This window comes from Streptomyces sp. NPDC091272, from assembly GCF_044757485.1.
Lineage (GTDB): Bacteria > Actinomycetota > Actinomycetes > Streptomycetales > Streptomycetaceae > Streptomyces.
In genome coordinates, this window is the sequence record NZ_JBIVVC010000003.1 from 801,172 (window position 1) to 826,359 (window position 25,188).

Genomic DNA, 25,188 nt, shown 5'->3' on the forward strand with positions numbered 1-25,188 from the left:
AGGTTTCGCATCCGCATGTCTGTTTCCAGTTCTGACCGCACCGCCATGCCCACCGAGGCCGCCGAGCAGCAGCTCGACGCCCCGGTCGAGGCTGTCGAAACGGTCACCGTCGACGTCGAGACCGTCGACACCACCGAGGTCGTCGAGGCCGCCACCGAGATCGTCGAGTCGGCGATCGTCGGGTCCTCCGACGCCGAGGTTGAGGCCAAGGTCGAGGCCGCCTCCGAGCCGGTCGCCGCCGAGGCCGCCGCCTCCGAGCCGGTCGCCGCACCCGAGGCCGCCGCCTCCGACGAGATCGCCGCCGACGACGTCGACGCCGAGCCCGTCCACACCGGCCCCACCTTCGCCGACCTGGGCCTGCCCGAGGGCATCGTCCGCAAGCTCGCCCAGAACGGCGTCACCGCCCCCTTCCCGATCCAGGCCGCGACCATCCCGGACGCCCTGGCCGGCAAGGACATCCTCGGCCGTGGCCGCACCGGCTCCGGCAAGACCCTCTCCTTCGGTCTGCCGACCCTGGCCACGCTGGCCGGCGGCACCACCGAGAAGAAGAAGCCCCGCGCGATCATCCTCACGCCGACCCGTGAGCTCGCGATGCAGGTGGCCGACGCCCTCCAGCCGTACGGCGACGTGCTCGGCCTGAAGATGAAGGTCGTCTGCGGCGGTACGTCCATGGGCAACCAGATCTACGCACTGGAGCGCGGTGTCGACGTCCTCGTCGCCACCCCGGGCCGCCTGCGCGACCTGCTGAACCGTGGCGCGGCCTCCCTGGAGAACGTCCAGATCGCCGTCCTCGACGAGGCCGACCAGATGTCGGACCTGGGCTTCCTGCCCGAGGTCACCGAGCTGCTCGACCAGATCCCCGGCGGCGGCCAGCGGATGCTCTTCTCCGCCACGATGGAGAACGAGATCTCCACCCTGGTCAAGCGCTACCTGACCAACCCCGTCACGCACGAGGTCGACAGCGCGCAGGGCAACGTCTCGACCATGACCCACCACGTCCTCGTCGTGAAGCCGAAGGACAAGGCGCCGGTCACGGCCGCGATCGCCGCCCGCAAGGGCCGCACGATCATCTTCGTCCGTACGCAGCTGGGCGCCGACCGTATCGCCGAGCAGCTCCAGGACTCGGGCGTCAAGGCCGACGCCCTGCACGGCGGCATGACCCAGGGCGCCCGTACCCGCGTCCTGGAAGACTTCAAGAAGGGCTACGTCAACGCCCTGGTCGCCACCGACGTCGCCGCCCGCGGCATCCACGTCGACGGCATCGACCTGGTCCTGAACGTGGACCCGGCCGGCGACCACAAGGACTACCTGCACCGCTCGGGCCGCACCGCCCGCGCCGGCAAGTCGGGCGTCGTGGTCTCCCTCTCCCTGCCGCACCAGCGCCGCCAGATCTTCCGGCTGATGGAGGACGCGGGCGTCGACGCCTCGCGCCACATCGTCGGCGGCTCGGGCGCGTTCGACCCGGAGGTCGCCGAGATCACCGGCGCCCGCTCGCTGACCGAGGTCCAGGCCGACTCCGCGACCAACTCGGCCAAGCAGGCCGAGCGTGAGGCCAAGGAGCTCGCCAAGGAGCTGGAGCGCATCCAGCGCCGCGCCACCGAGCTGCGCGAGGAGGCCGACCGCCTGGTCGCCCGCGCCGCCCGTGAGCGTGGCGAGGACCCGGAGGCAGCAGTGGCCGAGGCCGCAGCCGCCGCCGAGGCCGAGGCCCAGGAAGAGGCCCAGGCCGCTGCCGCCGCCGCTGCCAAGGCAGCGGAGGAGCAGCGCCAGCGCCGCGACGACCGGGGCAACTTCGAGCGCCGTGACGACCGTGGCGGCTACCGCGGCAACAACGACCGCGGCGGCGACCGCGGCGGGTTCCGTGGCGGCGACCGCCGTGACGACCGCGGCGGTGACCGTGGTGGCTTCCGCGGTGGCGACCGCAACGACCGTCCGTCCGGTGGCTACCGTGGCGGCGACCGCAACGACCGTCCCGCGTCGGGCGGCTTCCGTCGCGACGACCGTCCCTCCGGCGGTTTCCGCGGCAACGACCGTCGTGACGACCGCGGTGGCGACCGTGGCGGCTTCCGCCGCGACGACCGTCCGTCCGGTGGTTTCCGTGGCGGCGAGCGCAGCGGCAGCGACCGCCCGGCGGCCACCGGCTACCGCGGCAACGACCGCAACGACCGTCCGGCGTCCGGCGGCTTCCGTCGCGACGACCGCAGCGACCGTCCGGCCTCCGGCGGCTTCCGTCGTGACGACCGCGGCGACCGTCCCACCGGCGGCGGCTTCCGCTCCGGCGGCAGCGACCGTCCGTTCAACCGTGACCGTCGTGACGAGCGCCCCTCGGGCGGCTTCCGTGGCGGCGACCGTCCGTCCTCCGGCGGCGGCTTCCGCGGCGGTGACCACCGCGGCAGCTCCACCGGCACCGGCACCGGCTCCTTCGGCCGCCGCGACGACAAGCCCCGCTGGAAGCGCAACGGCTGATCCAGCCTGAACGTGCAGCACCGGAAAGGGCCCGCTCCCCAGGAGCGGGCCCTTTCCCGCACCCGCGCAGGCCCGCACGCCACGCCCTCACGGGGCCCACGCAGCACGACCGCACGGGGCACGCGGCACGCCCTCACGACGGCGCCGGCCAGGTTTCCGCGGATACCCGATCGGCTGTCACGGACGGGGCAGCTATGCTCTTGGGAGTCCTGCCGGGGGCCATTAGCTCAATTGGCAGAGCAGCGGACTTTTAATCCGTTGGTTGTCGGTTCGAGTCCGACATGGCCTACAGGACGAAGTGGCGGGCTCACGCCCGCGACGTGCGGGGGAGCGCCCCGGCCGGTTCACACCGGTCGGGGCGCTCCTTCGTTTGCGGGCGGGGCGGCTGGCGGGCGAGCGGTCCGTGGCCTGGGTGGTCGGCGGGGCTGTCCGGATGGCGTAGGGTTGTGTTTACCGACGCGGGGTGGAGCAGCTCGGTAGCTCGCTGGGCTCATAACCCAGAGGTCGCAGGTTCAAATCCTGTCCCCGCTACTGAAGAAGTAGTGCACACGGAAGGCCCGGAACTCGAAAGAGTTCCGGGCCTTCCGCGTTGGGTCGTCGTGGGTAGGGACCGGGCTTCCGTCCCCCACTTGGCCGATGCCGATTCGCCGTACGGCGCGGCTCCGGCCAGCCTGGGTGGGGAGCGGTACCGTCCGCACCCGGTGCGGACCTGGGCAGGAGAACTGACGGTGGTGGGGTACGGGCGGGAGAGCGGCGGCGCCGGAGCGAGGGGCTGGGCCGGGGGCCGGGGCGGCGCCGGTCCCGCGGGCGGCGGGCGTGGCAGGAAGACGCGGCGGTTCGTGCGGGCGCTGCCCGCGCTGATGATTGCGGGCGGTCTCCTCTACGACGCGCTCACGCCGTCCAACTTCACCTCCTCGCCGCTGTTCGCCGCGGCCCCCCTGGTGGCCGCACCCTTCTTCTCGCTGACCAACACCGCGCTGACCGCGTGTGCCTCCGTGCTCGCCGTGCTGGGGCTGCGGATCGCCAACGACGCGCTGACCACCGTGGTCGGCCTCACCGAGCTGCTGACCGTGCTGACGGTGTCCGTGCTCGCGATCCTGATCAACAGAGTGGTACGCAAGAGCGACCGGCAGCTGGCGTCGGCGCGGGTCATCGCGGAGGCGGCGCAGCGGGCCGTCGTGCCCACCCCGCCGGCCAGGATCGGCGGGCTGGAGGTGGCCGCCCGCTACAAGGCGGCCGAGGCTGACGCATTCATCGGGGGCGATCTGTTCGCCGTGCAGGACACCGCGTACGGGGTGCGGCTGGTCGTGGGGGATGTACGGGGCAAGGGGCTGGAGGCCGTCGAGGCGGTCGCGGTGGTGGTGGGCGCCTTCCGGGAGGTGGCCGAGACGGAGAGCTGTCTGGAGGGCGTCGCCCAGCGGCTGGAGCGGGCGCTGGCGCGCGAGGGGCGGCGCAGGGAAGGGCTGGACGCGCTGGAGGGGTTCACGACGGCGGTGCTCGCCGAGATTCCGCGCGGCGCCGGGATCGTACGGCTGGTGAACCGCGGGCACCCCGAGCCGTTGCTGCTGTACGCGGACGGTGCGCTGGACGTGCTGCAACCCACGGAGTTCGCGCTGCCGCTGGGGATGGGGGAGCTGGGGTCCTGGCCGGACCGGGCGCGGGAGTTCCGTTACCCCGAGGGTTCGACCCTTGTCTTCTACACTGACGGCCTCTCCGAGGCCCGGAACGCGGAAGGGGTCTTCTACGACCCGGCGGTCCGGCTGCGGCACTCGCTCTTTCCCGGGCCCGACGCCGTGCTGGACGCGCTGACCAGTGACGTGCGGGTGCACACGGGCGGCAAGCAGACGGACGACATGGCACTGCTCGCGGTGGGCCGCCCCGGGGTGGGGCAGTCGGAGCCGCGGCGGACCGTGGAGATCGTGAAGCGCCCTTGAGCGTCCGTGAGCGCTGGGTGGGTGCCGGTGTACACGGGGGCCACGGGTCGTTACCGGCTGTGCCGGTGGGGGAGCCCTCCGCGTAACAATTGACGATCTATCAGGTACGGAGGGTTTGCGGGTCGGGAACCGGGTGAAGCGAGGGGCTGCTGTGTCGTCCTGATTTGCTGTCATATCCAGCTGTATGCACCGGCCATGACCGCCTGCGCGGCGTTAACGATCACTTGGATCGGCTTGGAATTCCACTTGTGTGTCTATTAACGTTCGATAACGCAGCGCGGTCGTCCCAGCCGTCGTCAGAGACGGCGCCGTGCGCGTGCGCCGAATTCCATGTGGAAACCGGGGAACCACCAATTGGGGTGAATCGGGTCGAACCTGGCCCGTAGGAGACCTTCCTGCTCCGAACCCGTCAGCTAACCCGGTAGGCGAGAAGGAAGGAAAGGAGCGCGCCCCAGTGGCGTCCAACAGGCCTGCCCCCATACCCCCGGTCCCCGCTCTCTCGGCCCCCTCCGCGGCCCCCGCGTTCGCGGCCCCCGCTTTTTCGTACGAGGCGTACGGCGTCCCGAGCGACACGGACGGCCCGATGAGCGGCCCAGCCGACGGCTTCGCGAAGTTCGACGGACCGGCCGACGCGTTCGCTGCGGGTGACGGATTCTCCGGCGGGGACGCGTTCCCCGCCAAAGCTGCGTTCCCCGCGGGCTCCTTCGGTGCTCCCGCCGCCTCGGCCGAGGAGTGGAACCCCACCGAGGACTCTCTCGTTCCGGTCCGTGGCAAGCACCGCGTCGCCAAGCAGCGCGGCTCCCTGGCCCGTAGCTCCACGGTGCTCGGAGTCGGCGTCATCGCCGCCGTCGGCGCCGGCGGGATCGCCACCGCCCAGGAGAAGCCGGCCGTCTCCATCTCGCTGCCCGACCAGCTCACCGACTCCCTGGAGTCGCTCGCGGACTCGCTGCCGGACGCCGAGTCGCTGCCGGGCGTGGGGGCGCTGGTCCCGGATTCGGGGACCGGCGCCGACGTCGGGTCCGCCACGGCTTCGGTGACGGCCTCCGTTCCGGCCCCGGACCCGGCCGCTCCGGCTGCCGGGCAGACCCCCGGTGCGGGCGAGAGCCTGCGGGCCCGGATCCTCAACCAGGCCGAGCAGCAGCGGTCCGTCGCCGACGAGGCCGCGCACGAGGCCGCCCGTGAGCAGGCGGTCAAGGACGCCGAGGCCGAGGCCAAGAAGCAGCGGGCCCAGGCAGACGCCAAGGCGGAGAAGGCCGAACAGGCGAAGCGCGAGGCCGAGGCGAAGGCAGCGGCGAAGGCCAAGGCGGAGGCCGAGGCGAAGGCTGAGGCCGAGCGGCTCGCCAAGCTGGCCGCCAGCTACTCGCTGCCCACCTCCTCGTACACCCTCACCTCCACCTTCGGACAGTCCGGTTCGATGTGGTCCTCCGGGCACCACACCGGTCTCGACTTCGCCGCCCCGACGGGCACGCCCGCCAAGGCCGTGCACGGCGGGACGATCAAGTCCGCGGGCTACTCGGGCTCGTACGGCTACCGGATCGTGCTGGAACTCGATGACGGCACCGAGATCTGGTACTGCCACCTCTCGCAGATGAACGTCACGGCGGGCGGCGAGGTCTCGACCGGGCAGACCATCGGCAACGTCGGCGCCACCGGCAACGTCACCGGCCCGCATCTGCACCTTGAGGTGCACACGCCCGGCGGCGACGGCATCGACCCCGCAGCCTGGCTGCGCGGCAAGGGCCTGACGGTCTGAGGGACGTCCGGTCCGAGGGACCGGAGGTCCGAGCACCTGACGGTGTGGGGCCGACGGTCTGAGGGACCGGCGGCCCTTCGGAATCGATGGGTGATGCACGGAATAGCTCCGGCGGGCCGGGTGGTTGATCCAGTTATGACCTCTCACCTGCGCCCGCTGGGCAATTCCGGCCTCGATGTCTTCCCCCTCGCCCTCGGCGGCAACGTCTTCGGGTGGACCGCCGACCGTGACCGGTCCTTCGCCGTGCTCGACGCGTACACCGCGGGCGGCGGCAACTTCATCGACACCGCCGACTCCTACTCCGCCTGGGTCCCGGGCAACGAGGGCGGCGAGTCCGAGCGCGTCCTTGGCGACTGGCTGACGTCACGCGGCAACCGCGACGACGTCGTCATCGCCACGAAGGTCGGCGCCCACCCCTCGTACAAGGGGCTCTCCGCCGCCAACATCAAGGCCGCGGCCGACGAGTCGCTGCAGCGGCTGCGCACCGATCACATCGACCTCTACTACACCCACTTCGACGACCCCTCCGTGCCCGTCGAGGAGATCGTCGGCGCACTCGACCAGCTCGTCCGGGACGGCAAGGTGCGGGCCGTGGCCGCCTCCAACATCTCCCCCGACCGGCTGCGCGAGTCGCTGGACCTCGCCGAGCGTGAGGGACTGGCGAAGTACACCGCGCTCCAGCCGCACTACAACCTCGTCTCGCGCGACACCTACGAGGGCGAGCTCCAGGAGGTCGCCTCGCAGGCCGGTCTCGCGGCCGTGCCGTACTTCGCGCTCGCCTCGGGCTTCCTGACCGGCAAGTACCGTGCGGACGGCGGCGAGGTGCAGAGTGCGCGCGCCGAGGGCGCGGCCAAGCACCTGGAGACCGAGCGCGGCCGCAAGGTCCTCACCGCGCTCGACGAGGTGGCCGGGGCGCACGGCGCCGAGGTCGCGACCGTGGCACTGGCCTGGCTGGCCGCCCGGCCGACCGTGGTGGCGCCGATCGCCAGTGCCCGTACGGTCGAGCAGCTGCCCGCGCTCCTCGCGGTGGCGGACGTGACCCTGACGGACGCCGAGCTGACGAAGCTCACCAGCGCTTCCGCCTGACGGGCGCACGACTGCTGCCCACTGACGGGGCCGTGTCGGCGCTAGTAGCTCTTGTACGGGTTGTAGGTGGCCGCGTACGCGGGGTGGTACGGCGGGGGCAGCAGCCGTATTCGGCCGGTGACCTGGGCCGCGTACACCAGGGCGGGGCCCGCGATCCGTTTGCCCCGCCAGAGTCGGTCCAGCAGGTCACGCTCGCGGGCGGTGAACTCCGCGGCCAGCTCCGGGGTCGCGGCCCCGCGCCGCGCCCGGTACCGCAGGAAGGCCAGCGCCGTCGCCGCCTGCTCGTAGTCGGCGACGGCCTTGGCGGCCCCTGGCCCGTACGTCCTGGCCGCGTACCCCCTGGCCAGTGAGCGGGCCCGCATCGAGGACAGGGCGAGCGGCTCCGCCGGGTCCAGCCAGCCCGCACCCGCGTACGCGGGCAACTCGGCCGACAGCAGTCGCAGTTCCCGCTGCCTGGTCCAGATCGCCAGCCAGGTCAGGAAGGCGAAGGCAGGAACCATGAACAGCCCGTACACCCCGTAGAAGGCGAGCGGCCCGAATGACGCCGAGCCGTTCCACAGGGAGTGCATGCCCATCGCGAGCAGCAGACCGAGCAGCGGCAGGGCGAACCGCCGGATCCGCACCCAGGCACGGTTGCGCATCCGCCGGGTCGGGGTGAGCGCCACCAGACCGAAGCCGATGCCGGTCAGCACGGTGAAGAGCGGGTGCGCGAAGGGGGACATGACCACCCGCACGAAGAACGTCCCCGCCGTCACCGAGCCGAGCCCGGAGAAACCGAACTCCTGGTCCTCACCGAAGGCGTTGCCCAGATAGAGGATGTTCTCGGTGAAGGCGAAGCCGGTCGCGGTGAAGCCGGCGAGGACCACGCCGTCCACGATTCCGGTGAAGTGCCGTCTGCGGAACAGGAAGAGGAGCAGGATCGCCGCCGCCTTCGCGCACTCCTCGACGAACGGCGCGACGACGGTCGCCCCCAGGGTGTCCGCCCCGTCGGGATCCGCGGTGGCCACGGCTATCCAGCGGACGGCGAAGCTGTTCGCGGTGATCGCGACGAGCGCGGCCGCGCAGGAACCCCAGGTGAAGGCGAACACCAGATTGCGCCAGGGCCCCGGCTCGACCCGGTCGAGCCAGTGGAACGCCGCCAGCAGCAGCGGCACCGGGAACACGGCGAGCCCGAGGCCGACCAGCAGGCCGCGGGTGCCGGTCTGCTCCCGTACGAGCGCGAGCAGCACCAGCCCCGACAGGGCGAGCAGCACGATCAACGCGGTGGCGCGAACCGCTCTGTTGCGCCAGAGGGCGCGGTGCCGGACGCCGCGCAGGACTCCCGGCCGCCGGGAGCGGCCCGCCGCGGGCGCGACGGCGGCAGGCTCCGGCTGGGCTGCCGGTGCCGCCGGGGGCGGGGTCGATGCGTACGTCTCGTACATCTGACGACCCTAACGACTGCCACTGACACTCGCGATCGTGTTCGGACAGTCGCTGTGGATGAACGGTGCGTCAACTGCCCTTGCCGACGCGCCGGAACAGCAGGTCGTGGACCACGTGTCCCTTGTCCAGGCCCTGGCCCTCGAACCGGGTCAGCGGCCGGAAGGCGGGCCGCGGGGCGTACCCGCCGTCCGCCTGGGTGTTCTCGAAGTCGGGGTGGGCGCTGAGCACTTCGAGCATCTGCTCCGCGTACGGCTCCCAGTCGGTCGCGCAGTGCAGGACCGCGCCGGGGGCGAGCCGGGTCGCGGCGAGGGAGAGGAACTCCGGCTGGATCAGCCGCCGCTTGTGGTGGCGGGCCTTGGGCCAGGGGTCGGGGAAGTACACGCGCAGCCCGGACAGGGAGTCGGGGGCGAGCATCTCGCGGAGCAGGATGACGGCGTCGCCGTTGGCCACCCGGATGTTGGAGAGGCCGCCCCGCTCGGCGAGACCGAGGAGGTTGCCCTGGCCGGGGGTGTGCACGTCGACGGCGAGGATGCCGGTCGACGGGTCGTCGGCGGCCATCTGCGCGGTCGCCTCGCCCATCCCGAAGCCGATCTCCAGGATGACCGGGAGACCGTCGAACATCTCCTTCAGGTCGAGGACGCGCTGTCCGTCGATGTCGGTGCCCCGGGTCGGCCACCACCGCTTCAGTGCCTCGGCCTGGCCGGTGGTGACCCGGCTGCGGCGCGGCTGGAAGCTGCGGATCCGCCGCTCGAAGTGCGAACCGGCGGGGTCGGGCGAGGGGCCCGTGCCCTCGGGGAACATGCGCAGGGCCCGCGGCTGCATCCGTTCGGCACGCTCGTGGGCGGCGCTCTGCTCGGCGGCCCGCGCGGCGGCGGCCACCTGGGAGGGGCCGGGGGCGACGTGGGCCTGCGGTTCGGCACTCGGCGCGGCGGACTGCTCGGGGCTCTGGGGCATCGTGGGGCTCTCGCTGTTCTGGGACACGGTGCTTTCGATTCTACGGAGACGGCCGGGGGGCGGTCACCGTCGCGCCCGGGGGCGGGGCGCGCGGCCCTCTGCACGGCAGGAGTCCGGATCCTCTGCCCGTGGCACCGTCGGGCCCCGCAGGGCGGCGGTGCCTTTGGCTCTGCGCGGTGGCGCCTCGGGCCCTACGCGGTGGCGCCTCGCGTCCTGCGCGGTGGCGCCCCGAGCCCTACGCGGCGGCGCCACGGGTCCCACTCGTGGCACACCGGGTCCCGCACGGGACGCCTGGGGCCCGCCGTACCAAGGGCCCGCGCGTACCGTGCCCGCTCGTCCCGTGCCCGCTCGTCCCGTGCCCGCGCGTCCCGTGCCCGCGCGTCCCGCGCCGTCCGCGTCCCGCGCCGTCCGCCCCCGCCCTCAGACGCCGGACGGGCTGAAGTGTTCGCCCGTCAGTACTCCCAGCACCCGGCGGGCCACCTCCCGGCCGATCGGCAGGGAGGCCGTCGCCGCGGGGGAGGGGGCGTTCAGCACGTGGACCGTGCGTGGGGCCTCGCGTATCAGGAAGTCGTCGGCGAGGGTGCCGTCGCGCAGTACCGCCTGGGCCCGGACGCCCGCGGGGGACGGTCGCAGGTCGTCCTCGGTGACCGCGGGCAGCAGCCGCCGCACCGCTTCGGTGAACGCGCGCCTGGACAGCGACCGGTGCAGCTCCCCTGCCCCGTACCTCCAGTGCCGGCGCGCTATCCGCCAGGATCCCGGCCAGGCCAGCGTGCCCGCCAGGTCCGCCGGGCGGACCGCGCCCCAGTCGTATCCCTCGCGGGCCAGCGCCGGCACCGCGTTGGGCCCGACATGGACGCCGCCGGCGATGCCACGGGTGAGGTGCACGCCGAGGAACGGGAAGGCCGGGTCGGGGACCGGGTAGACCAGGCCGCGCACCAGCTCGGGGCGGGCGAGGTCGAAGTACTCGCCGCGGAACGGGACGATCCGCATGCCGGGCTCGTCGCCCGCCATCCTCGCCACCCGGTCGCAGTGCAGGCCCGCGCAGTTGACCAGGGCCCTCGCCCGGACGACCCTGCCGTCCGCGGTACGCACCGCGACGCCCGAGGCGCGGCGGGCGATGAGGCGCACCTCCGCCCCGTACCGCACCTCGGCGCCCGACGAGCGGGCCAGCTCCTCCGTCACCCGGCCGTAGTCGCAGATGCCGGTGGTGCCGACGTGGATGGCGGCGAGGCCGCGCACCTCGGGCTCGTACTCCTGGATCTGGGCGGGGCCCAGCTCGCGCACCGGAATGCCGTTCTGCCGTCCGCGCTGGACGAGCGCGTGCAGGCGGGGCAGCTCGGCGCGCTCCGTGGCGACGATCAGCTTGCCCGTCACCTCGTGCGGAATTCCGTGCTCCGCACAGAACTTGATCATCTCCGCGGCGCCGCGCACCGCGTACCGCGCCTTGAGGGAGCCGGGGCGGTAGTAGATCCCGCTGTGGACCACCCCGCTGTTGCGCCCGGTCTGATGTCTCGCCGGGCCCGTCTCCTTCTCCAGCACCATGACGCGGGTGCCGGGCGCGGCCCGGGTGACGGCGTGAGCGGACGCCATCCCGACGATTCCCCCGCCGACCACCAGCACATCGCAGTCGTCACTCATCGCTGCCACCTCCCACCCCGAATAGTGCACTGGCCCACTGACAACGCTCATAAACCCCGTGGGCGGGAGAAACCGCCGTGGCCGTGAGCGATTCAGCCGTGGCCGGGTGCTCGGACCTGGACCCGCGGCCCGGGGCCCGGCGCGCGGGTCAGGCCGGCGCCACCAGCAGCGGCCTGGCCCGTTCGCGCAGCTCCACCACGCGCGGCTCGTCCCCGTACGGCTCCAGCCGGTGCAGCAGGTCCCGTACGTACTCGGTGGTGCGCGCAGAGGAGATGCGTCCCGCGACCTCCACCGCACGCGTGCCCGCCGCGCACGCCGCGTCGAGGTTGCCCGACTCCAGCTCGGCGACCGCGCTCACCACCAGGCGCAGCCCGTGCGAGCGTACGAACTCCTCGGTCGGCCGGGACAGCGCCTGCTCGGTGAACCGCCGGACCTGGCGCGGCAGCTTGAGGTCGCGGTAGCACTCGGCCGCGTCCGCCGCCAGCCTGTCGTACGAGTAGAAGCCCAGCCAGGACGGGTCGGGGTCGCCCTCCCGCGAGCGCTCCAGCCAGCCCTCCGCCGCCTTCAGCGCGGCCCCGGCCGCCGCCGCGTCGCCCGCCTTCGCGTGCGCGCGTGCCTCGACGAGGCGGAAGAAACTCATGGTGCGGGCGGTGGCCAGGCCGCGGTTGCGCTCCAGGGCGGCCTGCGCCAGGTCCACGCCTTCGTCGGCGAAGCCCCGGTAGGTCGCCTGGAGGGACATCGACGCCAGCACGTAGCCGCCCAGCGGCACGTCGGCGGCCGCGCGCGCGAGCCGCAGGGCCTGGATGTAGTACCGCTGGGCGGCCTCCTGCTGACCGGTGTCGAAGGCCATCCAGCCGGCCAGCCGGGTCAGCTCGGAGGTCGCGCCGAAGAGCGAGCGGCCCACGTCGTCGCTGTACGAGCCGAGCAGCAGCGGGGCCGCGTCGACGCGCAGGCACTCGGGGACCATCGAGGAACGCCAGTCACCGCCGCCGTACTTGGAGTCCCAGCGGCGCGCGTCCTCGGCGGCCTCGCGCAGCTTGGCGACGTCGCTGTGGCCCACCCGTAACGGTGTCGCGTCGGCGGCGGCCTCGGCGGCGGCCGAGTCGCGCGCCACCGACGAGTCCGCCGGGGTTATCAGCCAGCGGGAGGCGGGCGTCGCGTACGCGCTCACGGCGAAGGAGCCGGCCAGCGACTGCCAGATCCCGCCACTGCCCGCCCTGCGGCCCGCCAGGTCCAGCCGGTACAGCTCGGTGGCGTGCCGCACCGCCACCGACACGTCGCGCGGGAAGGCGAGCCCGACCTCGGGCGCCGGGTCGGCGTCCGCGAGCCCGATCTCGTGCAGCGGGACCGGACGGCCCAGCTTGGCCCCTATCGCGGCGGCGATGAGGTGCGGGGCGGCGCCCTGCGGCACCATCCCCTTCGAAACCCACCGCGCCACCGACGTCTTGTCGTAGCGAAGCGTCATGCCACGTTGCGCACCGAGGTCGTTGACCCGGCGCGCCAGCCCGGCGTTGCTGATTCCCGCGAGGGCGAGAACCGTGCCGAGCTTGTCGTTCGGCCCGCGTTGCTCCCTGGACATTGCGCCACCCCTCACGCAGACGGCCGCCGCGGGCCCGGCATAGGCACGCGGCATTCGTAAACCCAGCGTAGTTCGCCGCATCCCAAGCGTTAAGGGCATGTGTCCCGTATGGCGAGATTGTTGCCCGCGAGTCAGGTACGGGAGGCGGTGGGAGGAACGTTCCGCCCGATTCGTGCTCCTGCCGTGTGGCCGTGCGCCCGCCCGTGCGCTCTGGCCGGTGCTCGGGGGCGGCGCTTCCATGGAACGTGCGTGGGTCGGCCCGCTGCACCGGATCCGGTGGGCTGGGGGACTCCGCCACCTTCATCCCCGCGGGTGGCGGAACGGTCCGGGAGGTGAACAGCGCCTCCCGGGCTGCGCGCTGTCCGAAACTTGGCCGGATGAGGTCTATGGCGGAACGCGGGCGGGCGGCGCTCGGAGCTCGCGCCGCACGGGTGTACGACCGGGTCCCCGCGACTCGGGGCCGCACGGGTGGCCGTCGGGGTCCGCGCCTCGGGGCCGCACGGGTGGCCGTCGGGGTCCGCGCCTCGGGGCGGCAGCGGCGACCGTCGGGGTCCGCGCCTCGGGGCGGCAGCGGCGACCGTCGGGGTCCGCACTCGCGCCGCAGCGGCGGCCCGCCCGGGTCCGCGCCCCTCTCGCGACGGCTGCGCCGTCCCGGTCCGCGTCCCCGCGCAAGGGCGCGCAGTGCGTCCTCGGACGCCGGGCAGGTCGCAGGCCTACCCCCGCCCCGTCCCATTTGCCGCCCAACTCCCCCTTTGCCCCCGCGTATTGTCCGCCGCCACCGCCCCCCGCACCCCCACCCGTGCGCCGCACTCGTGGCAGCATGGTGCTCACGCGCGACGAGCGCGGCACGGCGCGTGCGCAAGGGGACCTGACGGCCCGGCCGGCCGGGGCAGAGGTCGTGGTCACAGCGGCCTGACGGCCCGGCCTCCCACCGCACGTCCCGCGCGGGCGAAGTTGTCCACAGCCTGTGGAGGCGGCGATGCGTTGGTTGGTGGGATGGAGCAGCGTCGCCGCGAGCTTCGGCACGGTCGGAGCCGTCGGTGCCCCCGGTACCGAGCACGAGGGCGACACCGTCCAACCCGTCGGCGCCCAGCTGCTGTGGGGTGACCCTGACCCCCTGTGGGCGGTCGGCGACTGGCGCCCCGACGAGGTGCGGACCGTCAGCGTCGACGCCTTCACCCGGCTCGCCGTCCTCGGCTGCTGCGGCGCCACCGACGAAGAACTCCGCGTCGGCCTCTTCGCGGCGCGCGGCGGCGCACTGAGGCACCTGACCGCCTGGCCCGGCAGCTACACCGCCGTCGTCCAGACCGGCAGACGCGTGACGATCGCCGGTGACCTGGCAGGAGCCCGCCCGGTCTTCTACACGCCCTGGGCCAACGGCACCGCGTACGCCACCGCCGCGCTCCCCCTCGCCGACCTCATCGAGGCGCAGCTGGACATCGGCCACCTCGCCGCCCTCCTCGCCTGCCCGGACGTCCCCGAGGCGCTGCGCGACGGCACCCCGTACACCGGCGTCAGGCGCATCCCGCCGGGCCACGCACTCGTCCTGCGCGAGGGCTCCCGGGAGATCACCGGTTACGAGCCGGTCGCCTCGCTCGCCGTCGCCGCACCCCAGGTCGACCCGGAACGGGCCGTGGAGGGTGTGCGCGACGCCCTCGTCGAAGCGGTACGGGCCCGTCTCACCGCGCCCCGGCACGCCCCCGACACCCCGCTCCCCGACCCGGGCCCCGTCCCCGGCATGGGCCCCGCCGAACGCCGGGCCCGCCGCCGCGGCGCCCCCGTCCCCGGCATCGGCTCCGACCTCTCCGGCGGCAGCGCGTCCGCCACCCTCGCGCTCCTAGCCGCGGGGCTGCCTGGCCTGCCGGGCACCGTCCTCGGCCACGGCACCGGGGCCGGCGAGCGCCTCCTCGCCGTCACCTTCAACGACCTGGCCGCGTCCGCCCGCACGCACGACCGCGAACTCGACCACGAACTGGAGCGGGCCGGCGCGATCGCCGCAAACCCCCGGCTGCACCACGTCGTCGTCGCCGGGGCCGAAGAGGCCCTGCCGTACGCCGACCTGGAGTCGGGCCCGCTCACCGACGAGCCGGGCCCCTCCCTGGTCACCGCCGAACGCGCCCGGCTGCGGCTCCAGTCGGGCAGCGCCGACCACCTCGTCGGCAACGGCGCCCGGCAGGTCCTGGACGCCCACCCGGCGCGCCTCGCCGACCTCCTCATCGACCGCAGACGCCGTCACATCCTGCGTCCCGCGACCGCGTTGGCGAAGGCCGAGGGCACCTCCCCGCACTCCCTCCTCGTCCCGCTGACCGTCTACCGCGCCGCCCGCCGCCTCGCCCGTACGTCCTACCGCTCGGGCATCGAGGACGCGGCGGACCGCCTCACCAGCCGTGGTGTCGTCGACGCGAGCGGCCCGGTCGGTGCCCTGGACGCCTCACTTGAGGCCCTCGCCTGGTCACGGCCGGGGCCTGCCGCCCGCTGGCTGACCGGTGAGGCCCTCGCGGAAGTATCGATCCGTCTCCAGGAGTCGGCCCTGCGCCCCGCCTCGGTGCAGCGACCCGGCGAGGCCCGTGCCCGCGCCGCCCTCGCCCGCCACGCCTACGACCACCGGGTCTTCGAGCAGGCGGCGGAGGTCCGCAGCCAGCGGCTGCACGCCCCCTTCCTCGACAACCAGGTCGTACGGGCCTGCCGCGCCTTGCCCGAGACGCTCCGCGTCCAGCCGGGCGCCCGCGCCGCGATACTCCGCGCCGTCCTGGCGGGGGCCGGCGTCCACGACCTGCCGCCGGGCTGGGGCGCGGCCACCGCGCACACTGCCGCCACGGCGACGGCCCAGGCGGGCATCCACGCCGCGCAGGACAACCTCGTCGCGCTCTTCGAGGCGCCGCTGCTCGCGGACGCGGGCCTGATCGAGGCGCGCGTCGTACGCAAGGCGGTACGGGCGGCGGCGGCGGGCGAACCCGTCCCGCTGGACGGCCTCGCCGACCTGGTCTCCACGGAGCTCTGGCTCCGTCGGCTGCTCGCCAGGCGCGGCACGTGCTGGACGGGGTCGGCGGCGCCGAGACAGCGGGCGGTGGCGGGCGGGGTCCCGCACCGGCGCAGTCTCTAGGCCCCGGGTCCTAGGGGCGTGGGGCGCCTCCGTGCGCCCGGGGCGTGGCGCGGACGACCCCGCTAACCGCAGCCGATGCGCGAGCCCGCCCAGTCGGCGAAGGCCGCGTCCGACTCCGAACCGGGGCCGTCCACCGACTGCGTCACCAGCCGTAGCGTCCTGCGCCCCGTGATCCCCACGTGCACCGGCACCGCCGCGTCACCGCCCTTGAGCACCGGGGAGCGCCACAGCAGCGCGCCGTCCCCGTACACGGAGAAGCGCACCGCCCCGCTGCCCATCGTCAGGTCGTCGACCCCGACCTTCGCGTCGTACGCCGAACACCGCCGGTTCAGGTCGATCGTCACGGACGACGTCGCGGGCACCGACACCCCGTCCCCGTAACGCACCCCGCCGATGGACATGCTGCTCCGCTGCCAGAGCGCGCTGCTCGTGCCCAGTCGCACCTCCGGCTCGGTGTGGTCGCCCATCGGCCCGTAGACCAGCTCCGCGACGGGGTAGCCCTCCGGCGGCTTCGGCGCGGGCGCGGGGGGAGGGGGTGGGGGAGGTGTCGGCGTCGGCTTGGGCGGCTTGGGCGGCTTGGCCGGAGCGGGCCGCGCCGGGGGCGGTACGGGCTTCGGCGTCGGTTTCGGGGCGGGCCGCACCACCGGCGGTTTCGACGGAGCGGGCGGCGGCGGCTTCGGCGCGGGCGCGGCTGAGGACGGCGGGGGAGGGGGCGGCGACGGCGTGGGCCGCACCGGCACCGGCACCGGCTTCACGGCCGGCGGTTTGGCGTCCACCTTCGGCGGCGCCGGCGCCTCGTCGCCCACGAACGCGAACACCAGCCCCGCCGTCACCGCCACCGCGAGGGCCGCACCGATGCCCACCTTCGCTGGAGCCCCAAGCCCCTCGGCCGCGAGGCCACCGCCGGCGGCACCGCCGGAACCCGCCGCACCGGCGCCCGCCGCCCCCGCGCCTGCCGCCGCCCCGCCGGCCACGATGCCCGCGGCCTTCACCGAGTAACCGGCGGCCACCCAGCCGATCACCGCCACCGGCAGCAGCGCCGGAATGCCCGCGTTCACGTCGCTCAACTCACCTGCGGCGACACGGCACTTCGCGCACTCGGCGAGGTGCTTGCGCAGACCCCGCTCGGCGCGCATCCGCAGGCCGCCGCGCGCGTAGGCGCCCAGCCGGTCCGCGTACTGCGCGCAGTCGCCGCCTGCGGTCAGCGCCGTACTCACATGTGCCTGCAGATACGCCTGCTTCAGCCCCTCGCGTGCCCGGGAGGCCAGTACCGCCGTGGCGTTCGCCGTCAGTCCGAACAGCGGCGCGACCTCGCTGGGCGACTCCTCCTCGACCGTGGTGTGCCACAGCACGGCCTGCCAGCGCTCGGGCAGTGACCTGAAGGCCTGCATGGCGAGCGTCTGCTCCGCCTCGTGCATGGCGCGTACGTCCGCGCCCAGGTCCAGGGTGTCGTCGTCGCGGGCCTCGGACGTCCGGGCCGCCTGGTCGGCGAACACCGCGAAGTCGTCGACGAGTTGCTCCCGCCTGGCGGTCTTCGTCCAGCCCGCCGCCACCCGCCGCACCGTGGTCAGCAGGTACGCCCGTACGGCGTGCTCGGGCCCGGCGCCGCCCCGCACCGCCTGGAGGGTACGCGCGAAGACCTCGGCGGTCAGATCGTCAGCGGTGTGCGCGTCGCGGCAGCAGGTGCGCGCGTAACGCCGCACCGGCTCCGAGTGCCGCCGGAACAGCTCCTCGTACGCACTGTTGTCACCCGAGCGCATCCGCTCGATCAAGTCGGCGTCCGATGCGCCCTGTTCACCGCGCGAGGTGCCACCGCCGCGCTGCTGCGGCACACTCGTCGGGTCGGGCCCGCGCTCCGTCTCCGGCGTGGGAGTGGCCCCCAGTGGCCCACCCTGACTCGGCACCTGCCGCTCCGGCGGCCCGGTGAGCTCACCGCTGCCGGCCTCTGAGGCAGCTGCCTCACCGGTGGAGGCCCCGGCCGCCGCGGCGTCCGCCGCCCCAGAAGCACCAAAAGCACCAGAAGTACCGGGCGCGTCCGCCGCCCCCGAAGCCCTGCCGGTCTCGCCGTCCCCGACTCCCCCGAGCGCCTCGTCCCGCTCGTCAACACCCATGGCCGAAGCCCCCGTACGCACCCTCTGACCGGAACACCGGCCCAGACTCGCACAGGGCGACGCGCCGAAACCCGATCAAGCCCGCCAACCACTCGTCCGGGGGTTTCGCCCGAAACGGAGCGCTAATCCTCACCCGTTAGGGGAGTAGTCGGCGGGCCCTCACGACCGGCCGGGAGACCGCAAGCGCTCACGACCGGCCAGGAGACCGCGGGCGCTCACGACCGGCCGGGAGCCGGCGGTCCGGGGGCCCCGCTCAGGCGGGCCGCGACCGCAGCCCCTCCAGCAGGATGTCCAGGAGCCGGGACGACGCCGCCGCCTGCTGCGCCGCGTCCGGCAGCGAGGGCGCGGCCGTGGCGATCACCAGCAGTACGTCGGCCACGGTCACGTCACCCCGCAGTTCACCCGCCGCCCGCGCCCGGTCCACCAGCTGCCCCACGACCTCCAGAAGCGTCGCCGCACCGGCGTCGTCGATCTCGTCGACCACCGTGGCGGCCTGTGAAGCAGCGCCCGAAGGACCCACGGATCCGTCCTGCTCGACCAGCCGGAGATCCGGCGCGCCCGCACCGGCCTGCCGTTGCTGCGGCACCCGGGTCGCCTCGCGCACCACACCCGGGCCGCCCGGCTCGAAACTCCCGCCGTACACCGCGTCGATGTCGGCGTCGGCGTCCGACCGGACCCGCAGCACCTGCGGCGGCAGCAGCCGTCCCGCGCCCGAGGCGACCGAGGTCCGCAGGAACCGGGAGAGCGCCGACCACGGCTCGTCCTCCTGGCCCAGCGCGGTCCGCGCCTGATCGGTCAGCCGGGAGGTCTCCTCCTCGGCTATCCGCCGCACCAGTACGTCCTTGCTCGGGAACCGCCGGTAGACCGTACCGACGCCGACCCGGGCCCTGCGCGCGACGTCCTCCATGGGCGCCCCGTAACCGAGCTCGCCGAACACCTCGCGGGCGGCCCGCAGTACGTGTTCGAGATTGCGCTGTGCGTCCACGCGGAGCGGTGCCGATCGTGCGGCGGCCGGGCCGCCCACGGAAACCCGCCCGTTGCTGTCGGGTGCTGCCGACGGTGCGACGGCAGCCTGCCAATGTGAATCCTGAATGTGCATCAGCGTTCCCCCGGTATTGATGTCTCCCCCCGGAGACATTCCCCGCCCTGACTGCCGGAGTTCGCGAGCCGTGCGAACACGTGCCGTGCACACACATACTCCGCCACTCCGACGAAGTACGAACATAGTTGAGCGCGGGGCGATTCAGAAGGGGGTTGTTCCGCGCGGCGTGCCCCCCGGCCGGGCCCAGGAATGCCCCCGGCCCCCGCCCGACCGCACCCACCCCTCCCCGCCCGCCCGCTGACCTGCACAAACCCCATCAGCAACACTGCGGAAGACCAACTTCCAGCACCCCGACGGAGACTGTTGGCCGGTCATACGACTTGTCGGCCCTGTGGACAAAGCCCCATGTCCGTTGCCTCATGGGACGGTGACAAATCCAGTGCGCATTCTCGTGGTAGGCGGCGGATACGTCGGCATGTACACCGCACTGCACCTCCAGCGGAAGCTGAAACGGCGGCTCGGCAACGGTGGTGCGGACGGTGACGGCGGCGTGGAAATCACCGTCGTCTCACCCGACCCGTACATGACGTACCAGCCCTTCCTGCCCGAAGCCGCCGCCGGGTCCATCTCCCCACGTCACGTCGTCGTCCCGCTGCGCCGGGTCCTGCCGCACTGCCGTGTCGTCGTCGGCGAGGCGAACTCGATCGACCACGTCAAGCGGCTGGCCACCGTCACCACCCTGGCCACCGCCGAAGAAGGCACCGGACCCCTCCAGCTGCCGTACGACGAACTGGTCCTGGCGCCCGGCTCGGTCTCCCGCACCCTGCCCGTCCCCGGTCTCGCCGAGCACGGCATCGGCTTCAAGACCGTCGAGGAGGCCATCGGGCTGCGCAACCACGTCATCGAGCAGATGGACATCGCCTCCTCCACCCGCGACCCGGCCGTCCGCGACGCCGCCCTGACCTTCGTCTTCGTCGGCGGCGGGTACGCGGGCGTGGAAGCCCTGGGCGAGCTGGAGGACATGGCCCGACACGCCTCGCGCTACTACCACAACCTCAAGGCGGACGACCTGAGGTGGATCCTCGTGGAGGCCAGCGACCGCATCCTCCCCGAGGTCGGCGAGGAGATGGGCCGGTACGCGATCCGCGAGCTGCGCGGCCGGGGCATCGACATCAGGCTCGGCGCCCGGCTGTCGTCCGTCGAGAACCGCGTCGCCGTCCTCGACGACGGCGCCCGTTTCCCCACCCGTACGCTCGTATGGACGGCCGGCGTGAAACCGCATCCGCTGCTCGCCGCGAGCAGCCTGCCCCTCAACGCCAGGGGCCGTCTCAGCTGCACCGCCCAGCTGGCCGTCGAGGGCGCGCCGCACGCGTGGGCCGCCGGGGACGCGGCAGCCGTCCCGGACCTCACGGCAGCGGGCAAGGGCCCCGACGGCACGCCCGCCGAGTGCGCCCCCAACGCCCAGCACGCCGTCCGCCAGGCCAAGGTCCTCGCGGAGAACATCGTGGCCTCCCTGGACGGGCAGCCGCTCACCGACTACCGCCACAAGTACGCGGGCTCGGTCGCCTCCCTCGGCCTGCACAAAGGGGTCGCCCACGTCTACGGCCGCAAGCTCAAGGGCTTCGCGGCCTGGACGATGCACCGGGCCTACCACCTCAGCCGGGTCCCGACCTTCAACAGGAAGGCCCGGGTCCTCGCCGAGTGGACCCTCTCCGGACTCTTCAAGCGCGAGATCGTCTCGCTCGGCTCGCTGGAACATCCGCGCGCCGAATTCGAACTCGCGGCGGGCGGCGAACCGCCCAAGCCCCGCTGACGTCCTCTCCGTTACCGGTTGTCAGTGCGGTCCGTCACACTGGACGTGTGACGATAGGTTGACCCGTGCCTGCAAGGAGTGACCTGCGTGAGCGCACGGGCGACCCCGGATCCAAGCAGACCTGCACCACCCTCACCCCGATCACGAGGCAAGTAGTTCAGTGAACTTCACCCGCTGGAGCGCCCGGCTTCCCGGAACACGCCGTGCGGCCGCACGGTCCGACCGCGGGTCCGTGCCCGCCGCCCGCGGTGAGCTCGGGCAGCAGCCCGGAGCAGAGACCGGCCAGGGGCGCGGGGCAGGCCCCGAAGCGCCCGACGCCCCGCGCCCGCCCGCGCTCGAAGACCTGTCCCTGCGCGAGATCGTCGGCCAACTCCCGGCCCTCGTAGCCCTGCTGCACGGACCTGAACACCGCGTCGCGTACGTCAACGAGGCGTATGCCGCGGCCTTCGGCGCGCGCAGCGCGGGCGCGCCCGCCGCGACGGAGCTGCCCGAGCTGGAGGAGCTGGGCCTGCTCCCGCTCATGGACCAGGTCCTGCGCGGCGGCACACCGCGCACGGTCAAGTCCCGCCGCACGCCCAAGGGCAGTTCGTACACGATCACTTGCACGCCGCTCGACACACCCGACGGCGGGGGCGTGCTGGTCTTCGCCACCGACGTCACCGACCACGCGGACGCGGCCGAGCGGCTGCGCGCCTCCGAGAGCCGCCAGCGCGAGACGGCCGTCACCCTCCAGCGCTCGCTCCTGCCGCAGGAGCTGGAGCAGCCCGACGACCTGCGCATCGCCGCCACCTACCAGCCGGGCGGCGAGGACGCCGCGGTCGGCGGCGACTGGTACGACGTGATCACCCTCGGCGCCGGCCGCACCGCACTGGTCATCGGCGACGTGATGGGGCGCGGGGTGCGCGCGGCGGCCGTCATGGGCCAGCTCCGCACGGCCGTCCGTGCGTACGCCCGCCTGGACCTGCCGCCGCACGAGGTGCTCCAGCTCCTCGACGGTCTGGCCGCCGAGATCGACGCCAGCCAGATCGCCACCTGCGCGTACGCGGTGCACGACCCCAACGAGGGCCGGCTGGTCTACGCGTCGGCTGGCCACCTGCCGATCCTGGTCCGGCACGAGGACGGCATGGTCACCCGCGCCGAGGACCACACCGGCCCCCCGCTGGGCACGGGCGGCTGGATGCACACCTCGGGCACGATCGCCCTCCCGCCGGGCTCGACGGCCGTCCTCTATACGGACGGTCTCGTCGAGCGCCGCCGCGAGGACATCGACGAAGGCGTCTCCGCTCTGGAACGGGCACTGTCCGGCGCGACCGGCGCCCCCGACGTGGTGTGCGACCGGCTGATGCGGGCGCTGGGCATCACCGCCGACCACGACGACGACGTGGCGGTCCTCGTCGTCCAGCACCCCTCGCGCAAGGGACACGACGCCGAGCTCTTCCACAACGCCGCCCTCGAACTGCTCGGCGGCATCGAGGCGGCGCCGCGCGCCCGCGCCTTCGCGACCGGAGTCCTCTCCTCCTGGCGCTTCCCCGTGGAACTGAGCGACCTGGGCGTGCTTGCCGCCAGTGAGCTGGTCGCCAACTCCCTCCAGCACGGCACACCCCCGATGCGGCTGCGGCTGCGCCGCACGGACCGCCGTCTGATCATCGAAGTGACCGACGGCGACGACCACCTGCCCCGCCGCCGCAGGGCCGAGCCCGCGGACGAAGCAGGACGAGGCATCTCGATCGTCGCGACGATCGCCTCGTCCTGGGGTTCGCGCCGCACACCGGGCGGCGGAAAAGCGGTGTGGTGCGAGTTCGCACTGCCGGACACGTAGGGCGTTACGCGGCCGTCCGCACGGAGCCCTCGTCCTTGGGCAGGTGCTTCGCGACCACGAGCGACGTGACCGGGACCGGCAGGTCCTGGGCGGGCGTCAGCCCCTTGCCCATCCGCAGCGCGAGCACGCTGATGCCCAGCGAGAACAGAATGAACGTCACGATGTACGGCATGTGCAGCGAGGCCCCCATGGGCCCGCCCACGGCCGGACCGACCGCCAGCGCCAGCTGCTTGACCAGCGCGAAGGCCGAGTTGTACGTGCCCACCATCGACTCGGGCGCCAGGTCGGCCACCAGCGGTGCGACGGTCGGCGACAGCATCGCCTCACCGAGCCCGAAGAGGGCGTACGTGGAGATGAAGGCCGCGGTCGCCATGGTCTGGCTGCCGTGCCCGAGGCCCGCGTAGCCGGCGGCGACCCACGCCACCGTCCAGATGAGCCCGACCAGCGCGATCATCCGCGACCTGCGACGGCGCTCGACGAACTTCAGCACCAGGAACTGCGCGGCCACGATCATCGCCGTGTTGGCGGCGAGCGCGATGCCGAGCGTCGACGGGTCGATCCCGGCGGCCTCGGTGCCGTATGCCGCGAGCCCCGACTCGAACTGCCCGTAGCAGGCGAAGAAGATCACGAAGCCGAGACCGCACAGCTGCAACATGGCCTTGTGCTTCACCAGCGTGCTGAGCCCGCCGAAGAGACCCTTCCCACCGGCGCCCTCGACCACGGGGATGTGCGGCATCCGCACGGTCATCGCGATGCCCGCGAGCACCAGGAACATCACCGCTTCGATTCCGAACAGCAGGGTGAAGGTGCCGGGGTCGTTCTTGTCGACGATCTGGCCGCCGATGAGCCCGCCGATGCCCAGCCCCAGGTTGGCCAGGAAGAACTGCATCGCGAACGAGCGTGTCCGGGTCTCGGGCGTGGAGCACCGCACGATCATCGTCGCCAGCGCGGGCTGCATCACCGCGGTACCGATACCCAGCACCGCGGCCGAGCCGACCGCCGTCACCAGGCTCGCTGAGCTGCCGAGCGCCACCGCGCCCACGGAGGCCGCCAGCGCGGCCCCGATCAGTACCGGAACCGGCCCGCGCCGGTCGATCAGCACCCCCACGAAGGGGAGGGCGATCAGCGCCGCCAGGGCGAAGGCGCCAAGGACGACACCCGCCGCGGTCGGCCCCAGCTCCCGTACCTGGGCCACGTACACGTACAGATACGGCACCGTGAATCCGAGCCCGAATGCGGCCAGCGCGTTGCCTGCCTGGATCCGCCGCATCGCCGAGCCCATCGTCTTGGTCATACTCACCTCAACCCTGAAGATCTGAAGTCCGAAGACTTCAACAGTAAAGTTCGAAGGTCAACAGTACATACCGAAGGACTTCAACGCCAACGCGCCCCGTGCCATACTTCGCGAATGCCAGACACGCCAGAGACGCCCGGCCCTCATGAGCCGAGCCTCGACGAGCAGATCGCCGCATACCAACGCGAGTTCCGAGACCTGGACCCCCAGGTGGAGAAGGTCGTCTCGGCCCTCGGCCGGCTGAACCGCCGGATGAACGTCGCGTACGGACGCCAGGTCGCCGCCCTGGGCATCAGCAACGCGGAGTGGGAGGTCCTGAAGACGCTCGTGGTCTCCGGAGCCCCCTACCGGCTGGGCCCCGGCGAACTCGCCAAGCGGCTGGGCCTCACCCCGGCCGCGATGACCCACCGGATCGACCGCATGGCGGGCGAGGGCCTGGTCACCCGCGACCGGGACGAGAACAACCGGGTGCGCGTCATCGTCGAGCTGACGGACGAGGGCCGTACGAAGTGGCTCGAAGCGATGCGCATGGCGTCGTCCTTCGAGGAGGACCTGCTCCAGGACCTCGCCGCGGACGAGCGGGTCGTCCTGGGAGAGATGCTGACCCGCCTGCTGCGCAGGGTCGAGGACGCCCAGCCGGACGCCGGCGGCCGCCTCACGGACCTGGACTGACTCCTGTACGGACCTGGGCCGAGCCCTGTTTCGGACGCGCGTTCGGGGGCAGGGTGGAGGGGTTGACACCCTGCCCTGTCATCCGTAAGGTTCTCCGAGTTGCCACACAGCCGTAACGGTTCTGCGGCATCACCTCCCGTCGCGAAAGCGGCAACCAAACTCCGTACGATTTCCCGCCAGGGTCAATTTCGGCATGCCGAAATCAACCCCTGGGAGCCGATTTCGGTTCACCGGGAAAATCCACTAGGGTTTGAGACGTCGGAACGGCCCAACAGCCGCAAGGACAACCCAAGTTCGACTGGGGATCAGGCCCGAAAGGATCTGATAGAGTCGGAACCGCCGGAAAGGGAAAACGCGAAAGCGAAGAACCTGGAAAGCGAGCGGGACCGAGGGAATCGGCACTGGAAACAGTCTGATAGAGTCGGAAACGCAACAACACAAAAGAAACACCGAACGAAAACGTCCGGAGGAAAGCCCGCAGGGGTGAGTACGAAGGAAGCGTCCG

15 protein-coding genes, 2 tRNA genes and 1 riboswitch are annotated in these 25,188 nt (G+C 73.0%); of the genes, 10 read left to right on the forward strand and 7 right to left on the reverse strand.

Going from position 1 to position 25,188, the window contains the following annotated elements:
* Window positions 1-15: 15 nt before the first annotated feature.
* The 6 genes from ACIQM4_RS12960 to ACIQM4_RS12985 all read left to right on the forward strand — a co-directional run bounded on the left by ACIQM4_RS12960 (window position 16) and on the right by ACIQM4_RS12985 (window position 7,236).
* Complete coding sequence (locus ACIQM4_RS12960; RefSeq protein WP_401590019.1) at window positions 16-2,463, forward strand: DEAD/DEAH box helicase; 2,448 nt, start codon at window positions 16-18, stop codon at window positions 2,461-2,463.
* Between the two features lie 216 nt (window positions 2,464-2,679).
* Window positions 2,680-2,752: transfer RNA gene (locus ACIQM4_RS12965), tRNA-Lys, on the forward strand.
* Window positions 2,753-2,920: 168 nt separating this feature from the next.
* Window positions 2,921-2,994 (forward strand) — tRNA-Met (locus ACIQM4_RS12970).
* A 98-nt stretch (window positions 2,995-3,092) separates the two neighbouring features.
* Window positions 3,093-4,397: a PP2C family protein-serine/threonine phosphatase gene (locus ACIQM4_RS12975; protein WP_401590022.1), complete on the forward strand. Its 1,305-nt coding sequence runs from the start codon at window positions 3,093-3,095 to the stop codon at window positions 4,395-4,397.
* Window positions 4,398-4,706: 309 nt separating this feature from the next.
* Window positions 4,707-4,840: riboswitch (cyclic di-AMP (ydaO/yuaA leader) on the forward strand.
* A gap of 11 nt (window positions 4,841-4,851) precedes the next feature.
* Window positions 4,852-6,150 carry a M23 family metallopeptidase gene (locus ACIQM4_RS12980; protein WP_401590025.1) on the forward strand — a complete coding sequence of 433 codons (1,299 nt, stop codon included), beginning with the start codon at window positions 4,852-4,854 and terminating at the stop codon, window positions 6,148-6,150.
* A 135-nt stretch (window positions 6,151-6,285) separates the two neighbouring features.
* Window positions 6,286-7,236, forward strand: coding sequence for an aldo/keto reductase (locus ACIQM4_RS12985; protein ID WP_401590028.1), 951 nt, complete (start codon window positions 6,286-6,288; stop codon window positions 7,234-7,236).
* A 41-nt stretch (window positions 7,237-7,277) separates the two neighbouring features.
* Here the strand turns inward: ACIQM4_RS12985 and ACIQM4_RS12990 are convergent, their stop codons facing one another.
* From ACIQM4_RS12990 to ACIQM4_RS13005, 4 genes are all read right to left on the reverse strand, one after another.
* Window positions 7,278-8,657 carry a PrsW family intramembrane metalloprotease gene (locus ACIQM4_RS12990; RefSeq protein ID WP_401590031.1) on the reverse strand — a complete coding sequence of 460 codons (1,380 nt, stop codon included), beginning with the start codon at window positions 8,655-8,657 and terminating at the stop codon, window positions 7,278-7,280.
* Between the two features lie 70 nt (window positions 8,658-8,727).
* The gene (gene trmB / locus ACIQM4_RS12995; protein ID WP_401590173.1) at window positions 8,728-9,612 is read right to left on the reverse strand and encodes a tRNA (guanosine(46)-N7)-methyltransferase TrmB; all 885 of its coding nucleotides are present in this window, start codon (window positions 9,610-9,612) and stop codon (window positions 8,728-8,730) included.
* A gap of 420 nt (window positions 9,613-10,032) precedes the next feature.
* Window positions 10,033-11,250: an L-2-hydroxyglutarate oxidase gene (gene lhgO / locus ACIQM4_RS13000; RefSeq protein ID WP_401590034.1), complete on the reverse strand. Its 1,218-nt coding sequence runs from the start codon at window positions 11,248-11,250 to the stop codon at window positions 10,033-10,035.
* 148 nt (window positions 11,251-11,398) lie between these two features.
* A complete protein-coding gene (locus ACIQM4_RS13005) occupies window positions 11,399-12,829 on the reverse strand; it encodes an MFS transporter (RefSeq protein WP_401590037.1) in 1,431 nt (476 codons plus the stop codon).
* A 979-nt stretch (window positions 12,830-13,808) separates the two neighbouring features.
* Here ACIQM4_RS13005 and ACIQM4_RS13010 point away from each other — a divergent pair.
* Window positions 13,809-15,932 carry an asparagine synthase-related protein gene (locus ACIQM4_RS13010; RefSeq protein WP_401590040.1) on the forward strand — a complete coding sequence of 708 codons (2,124 nt, stop codon included), beginning with the start codon at window positions 13,809-13,811 and terminating at the stop codon, window positions 15,930-15,932.
* 62 nt (window positions 15,933-15,994) lie between these two features.
* On the opposite strand, the gene ACIQM4_RS13015 is transcribed toward ACIQM4_RS13010, so the two are convergent.
* Window positions 15,995-18,043: a sigma-70 family RNA polymerase sigma factor gene (locus ACIQM4_RS13015; RefSeq protein WP_401590043.1), complete on the reverse strand. Its 2,049-nt coding sequence runs from the start codon at window positions 18,041-18,043 to the stop codon at window positions 15,995-15,997.
* A gap of 253 nt (window positions 18,044-18,296) precedes the next feature.
* Window positions 18,297-19,142 carry a TetR/AcrR family transcriptional regulator gene (locus tag ACIQM4_RS13020; protein WP_401590046.1) on the reverse strand — a complete coding sequence of 282 codons (846 nt, stop codon included), beginning with the start codon at window positions 19,140-19,142 and terminating at the stop codon, window positions 18,297-18,299.
* Between the two features lie 370 nt (window positions 19,143-19,512).
* Here ACIQM4_RS13020 and ACIQM4_RS13025 point away from each other — a divergent pair, with 370 nt between their 5' ends.
* Window positions 19,513-20,898, forward strand: a complete 1,386-nt coding sequence (locus tag ACIQM4_RS13025; protein ID WP_401590049.1) for an NAD(P)/FAD-dependent oxidoreductase — start codon at window positions 19,513-19,515, stop codon at window positions 20,896-20,898.
* 160 nt (window positions 20,899-21,058) lie between these two features.
* Window positions 21,059-22,717 (forward strand): SpoIIE family protein phosphatase, encoded by a 1,659-nt coding sequence (locus tag ACIQM4_RS13030; RefSeq protein ID WP_401590052.1) that lies wholly within the window; start codon window positions 21,059-21,061, stop codon window positions 22,715-22,717.
* Window positions 22,718-22,721: 4 nt separating this feature from the next.
* Here the strand turns inward: ACIQM4_RS13030 and ACIQM4_RS13035 are convergent, their stop codons facing one another.
* Window positions 22,722-24,011 (reverse strand): MFS transporter, encoded by a 1,290-nt coding sequence (locus ACIQM4_RS13035; RefSeq protein ID WP_401590055.1) that lies wholly within the window; start codon window positions 24,009-24,011, stop codon window positions 22,722-22,724.
* A gap of 114 nt (window positions 24,012-24,125) precedes the next feature.
* On the opposite strand from ACIQM4_RS13035, the gene ACIQM4_RS13040 reads away from it, so the two are divergent.
* Window positions 24,126-24,683: a MarR family winged helix-turn-helix transcriptional regulator gene (locus tag ACIQM4_RS13040; protein WP_401590058.1), complete on the forward strand. Its 558-nt coding sequence runs from the start codon at window positions 24,126-24,128 to the stop codon at window positions 24,681-24,683.
* Window positions 24,684-25,188 lie beyond the last annotated feature (505 nt).

What these genes read in the sequence shown, in the direction of transcription:
- ACIQM4_RS12960 (WP_401590019.1), top strand. Translation starts at nt 16, where the DNA reads ATGTCTGTTTCCAGTTCTGACCGCACCGCCATGCCCACCGAGGCCGCC.
- ACIQM4_RS12985 (WP_401590028.1), top strand. Translation starts at nt 6,286, where the DNA reads ATGACCTCTCACCTGCGCCCGCTGGGCAATTCCGGCCTCGATGTCTTC.
- ACIQM4_RS12990 (WP_401590031.1), bottom strand. Translation starts at nt 8,657, where the DNA reads ATGTACGAGACGTACGCATCGACCCCGCCCCCGGCGGCACCGGCAGCC.
- trmB (WP_401590173.1), bottom strand. Translation starts at nt 9,612, where the DNA reads ATGCCCCAGAGCCCCGAGCAGTCCGCCGCGCCGAGTGCCGAACCGCAG.
- lhgO (WP_401590034.1), bottom strand. Translation starts at nt 11,250, where the DNA reads ATGAGTGACGACTGCGATGTGCTGGTGGTCGGCGGGGGAATCGTCGGG.
- ACIQM4_RS13005 (WP_401590037.1), bottom strand. Translation starts at nt 12,829, where the DNA reads ATGTCCAGGGAGCAACGCGGGCCGAACGACAAGCTCGGCACGGTTCTC.
- ACIQM4_RS13010 (WP_401590040.1), top strand. Translation starts at nt 13,809, where the DNA reads ATGCGTTGGTTGGTGGGATGGAGCAGCGTCGCCGCGAGCTTCGGCACG.
- ACIQM4_RS13015 (WP_401590043.1), bottom strand. Translation starts at nt 18,043, where the DNA reads ATGGGTGTTGACGAGCGGGACGAGGCGCTCGGGGGAGTCGGGGACGGC.
- ACIQM4_RS13020 (WP_401590046.1), bottom strand. Translation starts at nt 19,142, where the DNA reads ATGCACATTCAGGATTCACATTGGCAGGCTGCCGTCGCACCGTCGGCA.
- ACIQM4_RS13035 (WP_401590055.1), bottom strand. Translation starts at nt 24,011, where the DNA reads ATGACCAAGACGATGGGCTCGGCGATGCGGCGGATCCAGGCAGGCAAC.
- ACIQM4_RS13040 (WP_401590058.1), top strand. Translation starts at nt 24,126, where the DNA reads ATGCCAGACACGCCAGAGACGCCCGGCCCTCATGAGCCGAGCCTCGAC.